We start from the raw sequence: 13,016 nt of genomic DNA, 5'->3' as shown, positions 1-13,016 counted from the left end.
TATTCCCTACTCACTACTCTCAATACCACCCCACCGCGACCTGCGCCTCTTCGGACATGCGGTCCGGGGTCCAGGGCGGGTCGAAGGTCATGTTGACCTCCACATGCGACACGCCCTCAACGGTGCCGACCGCATTCTGCACCCAGCCAGGCATCTCGCCGGCGACGGGACAGCCGGGGGCGGTCAGGGTCATGTCGATCTTGACCGTGCGGTCGTCCTCGATGTCGATTTTGTAGATGAGGCCGAGTTCATAGATGTCGGCGGGGATTTCCGGATCGTAGACTGTCTTCAGTGCGGCGATGATGTCGTCGGTCATCCGCGCCAACTCGTCTTGCGGGATCGCGGAGGCGGAGAAAACCGTGTCCGCGGCGCCTGCCGCATCCGGGAGGGTTTCAGGCTCTGTCGTCTCAGGCTTGTTGTCCATCATGGTCATCCGAAAAATTTCCTGGCCTTTTCCAGCGCTTCCGCCAGCACGTCGATCTCGGCCCTGGTATTATACATGGCGAAGGAGGCGCGGCATGTCGAGGTGACGCCGAACCGTTTTAGCAGCGGCTGGGCGCAATGCGTACCGGCGCGTACGGCGACCCCTGCCCGGTCGATCACCATCGACACGTCATGGGCATGGATGCCTTCGAGCGTGAAGGAGACGATGGCGCCCTTGTCCGGCGCGTTGCCGAAGATGCGTAGCGAGTTGATCTGGCCGAGCTGTTCATGGGCGTAATCGCGCAAGGCCTCTTCATGGGCGAACATCGCCTGCCGCCCGACCCGTTCCATATATTCCAGCGCCGCGCCGAGGCCGATGGCCTGCACGATGGGCGGCGTGCCCGCCTCGAAGCGGTGCGGCGGGTGATTGTAGGTGACGTTTTCCTCCGTCACCTCCTCGATCATCTCGCCGCCGCCCTGGAACGGGCGCATCTTCTCCAGCATCTCGGCCCGGCCATAGAGAACGCCAATGCCCGAGGGACCATAGACCTTGTGGCCGGTGAAGACATACCAGTCGCAGCCCAGTTCCTGGACATCCACCGGCAGATGCACCGCGCCCTGGCTGCCATCGACCATCACCGGAATGCCGCGCGCATGGGCGATCTCGACGATTCGCTTGATAGGCGCCACCGTGCCCAGCACATTCGACATATGGGTGATGGCGACGAGCTTGGTGCGCTCGGTCAGCCGCTTCTCGAATTCCTCGATGTGGAACACGCCTTCATCGTCAACAGGCACGAAGACGAGCTTCGCCCCCTGCCGCTCGCGGATGAAATGCCAGGGCACGATGTTGGAATGGTGCTCCATGACGGAGAGCACGATCTCGTCGCCCTCGCCGATATTGGGCATGCCATAGCCATAGGCGACCGTGTTGATGGCCTCCGTCGCAGATTTGGTGAAGACGATTTCGTCCACGGAACCAGCGTTGATGAAGCGGCGGACGGTCTCGCGGGCCTTTTCGTAGGCGTCGGTTGCGGCATTCGAAAGGAAATGCAGGCCGCGATGGACGTTGGCGTATTCGTTCAGATAGGCATGCGTGATGGTGTCGATGACCGCCTGCGGCTTCTGCGCCGACGCGCCATTGTCGAGATAGACGAGCGGCTTGCCATGCACTTCCCGCGACAGAATCGGGAAGTCGCGGCGGATCGCTTCGACGTCGAAGGCCGGAGCCGTATGTGTTTTCTGGTCCATGTTTCCCAACCAATGCCAGCACTGCCGCCCTCCTTCCCCCTTGCGGGGAAGGTGCCCGCGTTAGCGGGCGGATGGGGGTGGTGACGTTTGCGCCACGTTCTTCTGCAAAGACGCAAACGTCACCACCCCCACCCGGCCCTTCGGGCCACCCTCCCCGCAAGGGGGAGGGTAAGGGGCCGTGCAATCACCCGTGCGCGGCGAGCCACTCTTCCAGTATGTTCTCCAGCGCCTCGACCAGCGGCTCGTCGTCGAGTTCCTCGATGATCTCGGCGACGAACGCCTTCACCAGAAGCCCGCGCGCCGTCTTTTCGGGGATGCCGCGCGCCATCAAGTAGAAGAGATGGGCCGGGTCGATCTGCGCCACCGTCGCGCCATGGCCGCAGGCGACGTCGTCGGCGAAGATTTCGAGTTCCGGCTTGGCGTCGAACTCGGCGTCGTCGGAAAGCAGCAGCGAGTTGCAGGCCATGCGCGCGTCGGTCTTCTGCGCGATCCTGGCAACGCGGATCATGCCCTGGAAGACACCGCGCGCGCGGCCGGTGACGACATTGCGCACGATCTCGGTGGAAGTGGTGTTTTCCACCAGATGGCCGACCGTCATGGTGACATCGGTATGGCTCTCGCCGCCCAGCAGATTGATGCCGCGCAGCTGGAAATCCGAGCCTTCGCCCTTGACGAGCAGATGCACCTCCTGCCGCACCAGCTTGCCGCCGGCATTGACGATATAGAGGGTCAGCTTGGCGTCCTTGCCGAGCCAGGCGTTGAACTGCCCGAAATCGGTGGATTTGTCGCCACGCTGGCGCAGGAGAACCCACGTCACCTCAGCGCCGTCGCCAACCGTCAGATTGCTGATGGAGGAGGAGAAAGACTCGCCATCGCCGCCGAACTGACGCTCGATGATGGTTGCCTTGGCCTGTCTGCCGACGCGGACGGGGAAGCGCACATGGCCCTGCCCCGACTTCTGGACGTTCTGCAATTCGATCGGTGCTTCGATCTCCGCGCCCTCGGCAATCTCGACATGCCAGCCATCGGTGACATAGGCGGCATTGATCTCGCCGATCGCGTCATCCGGCCCGCGTGTATCGAGGGCGGGAGCGAAGGTGCCGTCCGCCAGCTTCTCGCTCAAGCGCTCGAAAGTGACGCCTTCAGCCTCGCCCGCCGTCAGCGCCACGCCATTGGAGACGGCGGCGACCGTCGAGCGCGCGATCAGCGGCGCGATGGCTTGCGAGCCTGCGGCAGGATCGAAGGGCGCGACGGAGCGCAGAAGCGTGCGCAGGTCGGTATAGTGCCAGCTTTCGACGCGGCGCGACGGCAGGCCCTTGATCTTCAGGGCTTCGAGCGCCGTGTCGCGGGCGACGGCTACATCTGCATTGCCGGGCAGTTCCCCGACGCGCTCGCTGAACGCATCGATCAATGCCGTCTCCGCCGGAGTCCTTGTCTGTGGAGTATGAATGGTCATGCCTCCACCTCAAGCCGCTTCGCCGATAACGTCGGCATAACCGTTTTCTTCAAGCTGCCGCGCCAGCATCTTGTCGCCCGACTTGATCACCCGGCCCTTGTAGAGCACGTGCACGCTATCGGGCACGATATAGTCGAGCAGGCGCTGATAGTGGGTGATGACGATGATTGAGCGGTCGGGAGAGCGCAGCGCGTTGACACCTTCCGAGACGATCTTCAGCGCATCGATATCGAGGCCGGAATCGGTCTCATCCAGCACGCAGAGGCTCGGCTCCAGCAGCTTCATCTGCAGGATTTCGGCGCGCTTCTTCTCGCCGCCTGAAAAGCCGACATTGAGCGGGCGCTTCAGCATCGCCGGGTCCATCGACAGCAGGTTGGCTGCTTCCTTCACGCGCTTCATGAATTCCGGGATTTTCAGCTCTTCCTCGCCGCGCGCCTTGCGCTGCGAGTTCATGGCGACTTTCAGGAATTCCATCGTGGCGACGCCCGGTATCTCCATCGGATACTGGAAGGCGAGGAAAATACCCTTCGCCGCGCGCTCCGCCGGATCGAGGTCGAGGATCGACTCGCCATTATAGAGAATATCGCCTTCGGTCACTTCGTAGTCCTCGCGCCCGGCGAGGATGTAGGAGAGCGTGGACTTGCCCGAGCCGTTCGGCCCCATGATAGCGGCGACCTCGCCATCCTTCACGGTGAGGTTCAATCCACGGATGATCTCGGTGCCGTCTTCGGCGATACGGGCGTGCAGGTTCTTGATTTCAAGCATTTTTTAAAATCCGATCTAAAAGGGTTCGTTCAACTCAGTTCCAGCGCCAGCGCCATTCGCCGTCCGTCTTGGCCTTGGTGAACGGGATAATTGCCGCGGTGAGTGCCAACGTAATGGGCACCACAAGCCATACTGGTCCTTCCAAGGCGATCAGCGCCGCGATTGCGAGCACATTCACCGCCACGAAAGCGCCGATGAAAGCCCAGCCTTTCCAGTTGGTCGGGGTAGCGCCGTAGCCGAAGCGCTTGGGTCTGAACCAATAGTCCGTCATCCAACACTCCCCTCAAGGCTGATGTTGATCAGCTTCTGGGCCTCGACGGCGAATTCCATCGGCAGTTCCTGGATGACTTCCTTGACGAAGCCGTTGACGATGAGCGCAATGGCTTCCTCCTCGGGAATGCCGCGCTGCATGACGTAGAACTTCGCGTCGTCCGAGATTTTGGAGGTGGTCGCCTCGTGCTCGATCTGGGCTGTCGAGTTCTTCGCCTCGATATAGGGCACGGTATGCGCGCCGCAGTCATTGCCGATCAGCAGCGAGTCGCAATTGGTGAAATTGCGCGCATTGGCGGCCTTGCGGTGAACCGAAACCTGCCCGCGATAGGTGTTGTTCGAATTGCCCGCCGAGATACCCTTGGAGATGATGCGGCTCGACGTGTTCTTGCCCAGATGGATCATCTTGGTGCCAGAGTCGATCTGCTGGTGGCCGTTCGAGACGGCGATCGAATAGAACTCGCCGCGCGAATTGTCGCCGCGCAGGATGCAGGACGGGTATTTCCAGGTGATGGCGGAACCAGTCTCGACCTGTGTCCACGAAATCTTCGAGTTCTTGCCACGGCAATCGCCGCGCTTGGTCACGAAGTTGTAGATGCCGCCCTTGCCGTCCTTGTCGCCGGGATACCAGTTCTGGACCGTCGAATATTTGATCTCGGCGTCATCGAGCGCGACGAGTTCGACCACCGCAGCGTGCAGCTGGTTTTCGTCGCGCTGCGGCGCGGTGCAGCCTTCGAGATAGGAGACGTAGGCTCCCTCCTCGGCAATGATCAGCGTGCGCTCGAACTGGCCGGTGTTCTTCTCATTGATGCGGAAATAGGTGGAAAGCTCCATCGGGCAGCGTACGCCCTTCGGCACGTAAACGAACGAGCCGTCGGTGAAGACCGCCGAATTGAGGGTGGCGTAGAAATTGTCCGAGGTAGGGACCACCGAGCCCAGATATTTCTTCACCAGTTCCGGATGCTCGCGGATGGCTTCCGAAATCGAGCAGAAGATCACGCCCGCCTTGGCCAGTTCCTTCTTGAAGGTGGTGACCACGGACACGCTGTCGAACACCGCATCGACGGCGACGCGGCCCGAGCTATAGACATTGTCCGAAGGCTCCTCTTCGCCCGAGGGGCTTGGCTCGCCCATCTTGCGGACGCCGGCGAGAATCTCCTGTTCCTTCAGCGGAATGCCGAGCTTCTCATAGGTCCGAAGCAGTTCCGGATCGACCTCGTCAAGCGATTTCGGGCCGGTCTGGTTCTTCGGCGCGGCGTAATAATAGAGATCCTGGAAGTCGATCTTGGGATATTCCACACGCGCCCAGTTGGGCTCTTCCATGGTCAGCCAGCGGCGGAACGCCTCCAGCCGCCATTCCAGCATCCATTCCGGCTCGCTCTTCTTCGCCGAGATGAAGCGGATGATGTCTTCGTTGAGGCCCTTCGGGGCCTTGTCGGTCTCGATATGCGTTTCAAAACCGTATTTATACTGGTCCACATCGATATTGCGGACCTGCTCAATCGTTTCCTGCACGGCAGGCATTGGCGTTCTCCATCCAGGTCGGGGTCAAGGCCCGACAGTTCAAAACGTCAAGGCAGTTGTTACTGCCTCTATGTAATAGCGCTTGCGCGCGTTTAAAACCGGCGATGCCGGAAATTCAAGCAACCTCCCGCTGCTTTTTCCGCTCCACGATAGCCGCAAGGAGGTCGCGGAAGTGATCGGCCACGCTCGCATCCGTGTCCGGGGAGGTGGAAATCCTGAGCGCGCCAATGTTTTCATCATATCCCATGGCGGTCAGCACATGGCTTGGCCCCACCTTGCCCGACGAGCAGGCGGAACCGGCGGAAAGAGCGACACCAGCCAAGTCGAAGGCGATCTGCGCCGTTTCCGCCTTCATGCCCGGAAGCGAGAAGAAGGTGGTGTTGGGCAGTCGCGCCACATCCGCACCATGGATGATCGCATCAGGGGCGATGCGGCGAATGCCCGCCTCGATCATATCCCTTATATCGGTGGACCAGCCAGTACTATCGAGGCGCATACGCGCAACTTTCGCCGCCACGCCGAAACCGGCGATGAGGGGGAGCGATTCGGTGCCAGCGCGATGCCCCTTCTCCTGCCCGCCGCCCCGGACGAGCGCGCGCGGCATGATCAAATCGGAAAGCGCGACGATGGCGCCGACGCCCTTCGGGCCGCCGATCTTGTGCGAAGATAGAATCAGATAATCGCCGCAAGCATTTGTTATATCGAGCGGAATTCGCCCGGCCACCTGTACGGCGTCCACCACTAAAAGGCCGCCCGCTTCCTTGACGATATCAGCAATCTCGGCGGTCGGCTGGATCACGCCCGTCTCGTTGTTCGCCGCCTGCACGGCGACAAGCGGCAGGCCTTCTGACTTGTCGTGCGCGGCCAGCAGCGCCTTGAGCGAGGCCACGTCGATAAGCCCATCGGCGTGGACAGGAACAATCTCGACCTGCTCCGGCGCAAACTGCCCGCCCGCGAGCACGCAAGGGTGTTCCGTCGCGCCGACATAAAGGCGCGAAAGGCGTAAGGCGGCACGGCCCATCATATAATGCGGGGTGAGTAGCGTCGATGCGGCCTCGGTCGCGCCTGAAGTGAAGACCACATGGTCGGACCTGGCGTTGACGAGCGCGGCGACATCGCGGCGGGCGGCTTCCACCAGCGCCCGGGCGGCCCTGCCCTCCCGGTGAACGGAGGACGGATTGCCCGGGAAATCGAGCGCAGCCACAACCGCCTCCCGCGCTTCCGCCATAAGCGGCGCGCTGGCGTTGTAGTCAAGATAGATGCGGCTGGCGCTCATATCCCGCGCTCTTTCTTCCTTGTTTCCGTCTATACGCTGGTAATAGCGCAATTTTCTTGAAATTTGGCCCCGGAACAGCCTATTAAACCGCTCCTGCTGGATGATGTCCAGTTTTGAAGAGTTCTAAAGTCTACTTTTATGAGCGATGCGCCGGTCCGTCAAGGCAGCATCGCCGAAATGGCAGACTTGTTCAGCCAGCCCCGGCAACGAGTGGAGTACACATGCCTGAAGTCATTTTCAATGGACCAGCCGGACGCCTCGAGGGCCGCTATCAGCCGTCGAAGGAAAAGAACGCGCCGATCGCGATGATCCTCCACCCACATCCGCAGTTCGGCGGCACGATGAACAACAAGATCGTGTACGACCTGTTCTACATGTTCCAGCAGCGCGGCTTCACCACCCTGCGCTTCAATTTCCGCGGCATCGGCCGCAGCCAGGGCGAATTCGACCATGGCTCGGGCGAATTGTCGGATGCTGCGGGCGCGCTCGACTGGGTGCAGTCGCTTCACCCCGATTCCAAGACCTGCTGGGTCGCCGGCTATTCCTTCGGCTCGTGGATCGGCATGCAGCTCTTGATGCGCCGTCCGGAGATCGAGGGCTTCATTTCGGTCGCGCCGCAGCCCAATACCTATGATTTCTCCTTCCTCGCGCCCTGCCCTTCCTCCGGACTCATCATTCATGGCGACCAGGACAAGGTGGCGCCCCCGAAAGATGTGCAAGGGCTGGTGGACAAGCTCAAGACCCAGAAAGGCATCACCATCACGCAGAAGACCCTTTCCGGCGCAAACCACTTCTTCTCCGGCAAGGTGGAAGAGCTGATCGGCGAATGCGCCGACTATCTCGACCGGCGCCTCAACGGCGAGCTGGTGGAATCGAAGCAGAAGCGGCTGAGGTAAGCTCTCAGTCGTCATCCTCGGGCTTGTCCCGAGGATCTGCGACGAGAAAAAGAATAGCGGTTACCGTACTGACAGATTATACGCTGTAGATCCTCGGGACTAGCCCGAGGATGACGGCGGGAATTGCCAGTACTCTAAACAACAGGAAAAGGGACGATGTCCGGCTTCAAATCCGATTTTCTTCGCACGCTTTCCGAGCGCGGTTTCATCCATCAGATATCCGATGAAACCGGGCTCGACACGCTGTTCCAGAAGGAGATCGTGGCGGGGTATATCGGCTTCGATCCCACAGCGCCGAGCCTGCATGCGGGCGGTCTCATCCAGATCATGATGCTGCACTGGATGCAGCAGACCGGCCACAAGCCCATCGCGCTGATGGGCGGCGGCACCGGCATGGTCGGCGATCCCTCCTTCAAGGACGAGGCCCGCAAGCTGATGACGGTGGACACCATCGCCGCCAACATCCAGGGCATCAAAAAGGTCTTCAGCAATTACCTGACCTTCGGCGAAGGCAAGACCGATGCGGTCATGGTCGACAACGCCGACTGGCTGCGCGACCTCAACTACCTGGAATTCCTGCGCGATGTCGGCCGGCATTTCTCGGTCAACCGGATGCTGTCCTTCGATTCGGTCAAGCTCCGGCTCGATCGCGAGCAGTCGCTGTCTTTCCTCGAATTCAACTACATGATCCTGCAAGCCTATGATTTCGTGGAGCTCAACAAGCGCCATGGCGCGAAATTGCAGATGGGCGGCTCGGACCAGTGGGGCAATATCATCAACGGCGTCGATCTTGGTCATCGCATGCTGGACACCCAATTCTATGCGCTGACCTCGCCGCTGCTGACCACGGCCTCAGGCGCCAAGATGGGCAAGTCGCTGTCAGGCGCGGTGTGGCTCAATGCCGATCTGCTCAGCCCCTATGATTTCTGGCAGTACTGGCGCAACACCGAGGATGCGGATGTCGAGCGCTTCCTGAAGCTTTACACCACCGTGCCCCTCGACGAGATCGCGCGGCTGGCAAGCCTTGGCGGCTCGGAGATCAACGAGACGAAGAAGATCCTCGCCACGGAAGTGACCGCGATGCTCCACGGACGCCAGGCGGCGGAGGAAGCGGCAGAGACGGCGCGCAAGACCTTCGAGGAAGGCGCGCTTGCAGAAAATCTCCCGTCCGTGGAAATCGCGCGCGACACGCTCCACGCCGGCATCGGCGTGCAGGCGCTGCTGGTCACCGCCGGTCTTGCCGGCTCCAACGGCGAAGCCCGCCGCTACATCCAGGGCGGCGCGGTGCGCGTCAATGACGAGCCAGTGAAGGACGAACGCGCGACGGTGGGAAGCGATCAGCTCACCGCCGATGGCGTGATCAAGCTGTCGCTGGGGCGCAAGAAGCATATTCTGGTGCGGGCGGTTTAAGCACCCTTACAAGCGCCGCTGGCGGGACAGCGCCCCCCTCTGTCCTGCCGGACATCTCCCCCGCAAGGGGGGAGAATGGCTGATACGGCGTAATGCCGCGCACTTTCCACGTATGCATTGATACCAGCGCCGATGAAGGCATAATCTCCCCCCTTGCGGGGGAGATGCCCGGCAGGGCAGAGGGGGGCGCTGTCCCGCAAACCTCTCCGTTCAGCCAACCAATCACTGAAACTCAAATATCGACCGGAATATCCCCGGCGCCATCACTGAAATCGGATTGACGATAATCTGAGGCTGCTTGGCGTTGCCGGAGAGCTTGTAGGTGATGCCGATGAGGCCCCGGTCGCGGCCATTGCCCAAAAGAGCGCCTAAAATCGGCAGTTCGCCGAAAAGGCGGTTCAGCCCATAGGCGGGCATGAAGGTGCCGGTTATCGACATATTGCCCTTGCGATCGTAGAGAATCCCCTGAAACGTTGTCCCGATCAGCGGCCCGCGCACAATACCGCGCTGCAGCGTGACATAGCCCGCTCCCTTCTCTATCTGCGAATATCCACGGTCGAAATAAACCCGGCTGACATCAATATCCCGCTTCACCGCCTCGCTTAGGCTGGCGCCTCCACTCTGCGGCGGGGTGGAGACGATCTTTGAAAGACGCGGCTCGTCGACAATGGTGAAATTCCTGGCGTCTACCTGCCCCTTCAACGGACCGCCCCCCTGGGCCGTCAGGTTGATATTGATCGTGCCGCCCTGCATCTTGTCGTAATAATCGAAGAAGCGCAGCACCGCGCCCGCATCCGATGATTGCAGCGAGACGGATTTTGCGCCGTTCTGCACATTGTTGGTGGCAGTAAAGGCCTTGCCCGAGGCGGTCTTCGCGTTGATCGACAGGCCGGATACCGCCGGGCCGACGCCTTCATAGGACACTGCCACATTGTGCAGCGACTCGGAATTGAAGCCGGTGACCTGATCCAGCTGCGCATTCACGACAAGGCGCGTCTTGCTGCTGCTTCCGCCGACCTCCTGCTCTCCGTCGCTTCCGCCCGACGTAATTTGCTTCAGCAGTGCCCGCGCATCGAAGGATTGTCCCGTGACATCGGCGCGGTAGCCGCCATCGATCCGGCTGATCCTCACCGCCATGTCGTCGGTGCGGTTTAAGCGGATCTGCTTGAAGTTCGCGGCGCGCAGGGCGCCATTGGCGAGCGAGAGATCGCCTTCGAGGCGGAATGCATCGCCCGAAAGCACGAGGTTCTTGATCTGCACATCCTTGTCATCGAGCCCGTTGCCGACGAGCGTCATCGTCGCCTTGGCGGGCACGCCTGCGCCCTTCTTCCAGCCAATCCAGGGGATGTTGATTTCCGTCTTCGTCAGGTCGATGCTGACAGGGCGTTCATTGCCTGTCGCCGCCGACAGGTCGACTTCCATCGGGCCTTTCAGGATACCTCCGAGACCCGGCAGCTCCTTAGCCCGCACCTTGTCATCCATCACGAGCTTGACCGTCTGCTGGCGCTTGACGGTCGAATCCTCGATGGGCTCGACCATGTCTACGGTCGCTGGGATGCCGTTGAGCTTCGCGTTTGCCTCGATCTGTGCGGCGGCCTGCGTGATCTTGAGCGTGCCTTTCGCATCCGTCACATGCTGGCCGCCGACCGGCTTCAGAATATCCAGATTCGAGAAATCGATATCGGCATTCCATTTGAGGCTGCCCTCGGGCGCATCCCGCGTTACCGGAAAGGTCACGAAAATGCGCGACGAGACATCGCCGGACACGTCCTCCGGTTTGAAAGGCGCATGTTTCAGCGCGTCGATGGGCTTGTAGCCGGTGATTTCGGCGACCGCCGCGGCACTGCCGCTTACCGTGAGGTCGAGATCGGCCAGAACGGGCCGCTGCGGACCCCAGGGAATCACCAGCGTCCCCTTGGAAACGTCCACCTGGCGGTTGCTGGGCGTATAGGCGGTGCCCTTCTCCAGACTGATGGTGGTGTGCGACCCGCGAATCGTGACCGCGCCGGTGGCGTCGCGTACCGGCGGCAGGTCGCCCACCACGTCGAACCGCGTGTCGGAAACGAAGAAATCGGCCTTTATCTCGTCCTTGGTCAAAGGCGCGGGCTTGCCCGGACCGTTGAAGCGTCCGGCGGGGAAGGCAATATCGATCTGGCTGTTCGCCAGCTTGCCGCCATAGAGATTATCGAGCACCCAGCGGCGCGCGCCATCCGCCACATCGATGGGCCAGAGTTGCTTGGCCGCCGCGACAGGCATTTCCGGAATGCGCAGCAGGAAAATCATCTCCGGCGTCCCTTTGCCGAAGGTCATGCGGCCCTGGCCGTAGAGTTCGCCGCCAGTCGCAGGCTTGATGCTCAATTGATCGAAATCGAGCTGGCTGCGGTCATTGAGATAACGGCCTGCAATGCGCAGGGTGAAGGGCAGCGGTTGCTCGGACGAATCGCGAGGTGCGGAAACCGCGGAACTGGTGGCGATCTTGAAGCGATAGGCAGACTCTTGCGGTGCGCCAGCCTCACCCGCCTGCTCGGGACCGACAATGCCGCTGAACTGCATGTCCAGCCCACCCAGCGCCAGACTTGAGGGCGTCAGTTCGACCGTTCCGCTGCCGCCCATCTGCCGGAAATTCAAGGCGGCGGCGACGGGAATGCCGCTCTCGCGGCCCAGATCCATGCTGCCGCCGGTGATCTTCAACTGTCCGTCGAGTTCCATGGGCTTGCCGCCGGCAGCGGCATTGCCGCGCAACTCCAGGTCCGCCTCACCCTGAAAGCGGAAATGCGCCGGGTTTGGCGCACCGCCGGCAACCGCTTCCGCAACTTCTGGAGGAGAATCCAGATTTACCGCTATATCATTGATATTCATATGGAAAGCGGTGATGGCGCCCTGCCCGTCATGCCCGACGCCGCCCGCCAACGTGATCGTCTTGCCATCCCAGATGAAGGTGCCGTCCAGCGCAACCACACCGTTCTTTTCCGTGAGGCTGGCTTTTTCGATCTGCAGCGTCTTTTCCTCGCCAAGCAGGCGGAAATGGACGGCTGTATTGAGAATGAGGATCGACCGCGTCGAGCGCTGGTCCAGCAATTTCACGCGCAGCGCGATTTCCTCGAACAGCGCACGCGAAACCGCGTCGAAATCGATGAGCCCATGGGAATCGCGCGGCAGTGCGGCGAGAATGCCTCCCCCCTGCCCGCTATCCGGCACCCTTATATCGGCACCTTCCACCTCGACCTGGGCGATACGCAGCTTTCCCGCCAAAAGCGCAAGCGGCGCGAGCCCCAGCCGCACCGAGCGGATGCCCTCCACGGAAACGCCGTCTGCGGGGTTCGAGACGGCGACGTCATTGGCTTCCAGCGCGAGATGGTATTTCCGGTCGATCGAGATGCTGGCGCTGGCGAGCGACGTGGCCGCCTCGCTGCCCGCCACCGACTGGAGCGCCGCACGGGCTTCGCGCGTCAGCGTGTCGTTGCTCACCCCTGATCGCAGCAGGAAGAAGCCCGCCACCGCGACGACACAGAAAAGAAACAGCACCGAAAGCACAGCGCGGCAGGCGAGCCAGACGAGCGAGCGCCGCTTGCGAGCCCCGGGCACTGGTGGCGCCCCCTGCTCGCAGGCCGAAGGATAAAGATGCAGGTCCTTTATCTCGCGCTTTCGAAAGCGGATTTTTTCGGGCTTCGCAGTCAAGTTCCCACGCTGATGGTTAGAGTCACCTTCGCCCTGGAATGCCCATAGACGATTCCCGCAAGGATCT

At 61.4% G+C, this 13,016-nt stretch carries 10 protein-coding genes; 2 read left to right on the top strand and 8 right to left on the bottom strand.

The window, feature by feature from the left end; all coding sequences use genetic code 11:
* Positions 1 to 19 precede the first annotated feature (19 nt).
* From IEX53_RS03225 to IEX53_RS03195, 7 genes are all read right to left on the bottom strand, one after another.
* Complete coding sequence (locus IEX53_RS03225; protein WP_188821393.1) at positions 20 to 433, bottom strand: SUF system Fe-S cluster assembly protein; 414 nt, start codon at positions 431 to 433, stop codon at positions 20 to 22.
* Positions 430 to 1,674 carry a cysteine desulfurase gene (locus IEX53_RS03220; protein ID WP_188821391.1) on the bottom strand — a complete coding sequence of 415 codons (1,245 nt, stop codon included), beginning with the start codon at positions 1,672 to 1,674 and terminating at the stop codon, positions 430 to 432. Before IEX53_RS03220 ends, IEX53_RS03225 begins: the two co-directional genes overlap by 4 nt.
* A 184-nt stretch (positions 1,675 to 1,858) precedes the next feature.
* The gene (gene sufD, locus IEX53_RS03215) at positions 1,859 to 3,130 is read right to left on the bottom strand and encodes a Fe-S cluster assembly protein SufD (protein ID WP_188821389.1); all 1,272 of its coding nucleotides are present in this window, start codon (positions 3,128 to 3,130) and stop codon (positions 1,859 to 1,861) included.
* A gap of 9 nt (positions 3,131 to 3,139) precedes the next feature.
* On the bottom strand, positions 3,140 to 3,895 hold the full coding sequence (gene sufC / locus IEX53_RS03210) for a Fe-S cluster assembly ATPase SufC (RefSeq protein ID WP_188821387.1): 756 nt from the start codon (positions 3,893 to 3,895) through the stop codon (positions 3,140 to 3,142).
* Positions 3,896 to 3,929: 34 nt separating this feature from the next.
* Positions 3,930 to 4,166 (bottom strand): hypothetical protein, encoded by a 237-nt coding sequence (locus tag IEX53_RS03205; RefSeq protein ID WP_188821386.1) that lies wholly within the window; start codon positions 4,164 to 4,166, stop codon positions 3,930 to 3,932.
* Positions 4,163 to 5,689, bottom strand: coding sequence for a Fe-S cluster assembly protein SufB (gene sufB / locus IEX53_RS03200; protein ID WP_188821384.1), 1,527 nt, complete (start codon positions 5,687 to 5,689; stop codon positions 4,163 to 4,165). The genes IEX53_RS03205 and sufB overlap by 4 nt, the downstream gene beginning before the upstream one ends.
* Before the next feature lie 115 nt (positions 5,690 to 5,804).
* Positions 5,805 to 6,965: a cysteine desulfurase family protein gene (locus IEX53_RS03195; RefSeq protein ID WP_188821382.1), complete on the bottom strand. Its 1,161-nt coding sequence runs from the start codon at positions 6,963 to 6,965 to the stop codon at positions 5,805 to 5,807.
* A gap of 221 nt (positions 6,966 to 7,186) precedes the next feature.
* Between IEX53_RS03195 and IEX53_RS03190 the strand changes: the two genes are divergently transcribed.
* Together IEX53_RS03190 and tyrS are read left to right on the top strand one after the other, a co-directional pair.
* A complete protein-coding gene (locus IEX53_RS03190) occupies positions 7,187 to 7,861 on the top strand; it encodes an alpha/beta hydrolase (protein WP_188821380.1) in 675 nt (224 codons plus the stop codon).
* Between the two features lie 156 nt (positions 7,862 to 8,017).
* A complete protein-coding gene (tyrS, locus tag IEX53_RS03185) occupies positions 8,018 to 9,271 on the top strand; it encodes a tyrosine--tRNA ligase (protein ID WP_188821378.1) in 1,254 nt (417 codons plus the stop codon).
* A gap of 222 nt (positions 9,272 to 9,493) precedes the next feature.
* Here tyrS and IEX53_RS03180 read toward each other — a convergent pair whose 3' ends face one another.
* Complete coding sequence (locus tag IEX53_RS03180) at positions 9,494 to 12,898, bottom strand: YhdP family protein (RefSeq protein ID WP_373288552.1); 3,405 nt, start codon at positions 12,896 to 12,898, stop codon at positions 9,494 to 9,496.
* Positions 12,899 to 13,016 lie beyond the last annotated feature (118 nt).

Origin of the sequence: Paramesorhizobium endophyticum (genome assembly GCF_014640615.1) — a bacterium.
Classification (GTDB): domain Bacteria; phylum Pseudomonadota; class Alphaproteobacteria; order Rhizobiales; family Rhizobiaceae; genus Paramesorhizobium; species Paramesorhizobium endophyticum.
Note: the sequence above shows the minus strand (reverse complement) of the source record. Positions and strands in the feature narration are given on the sequence as shown.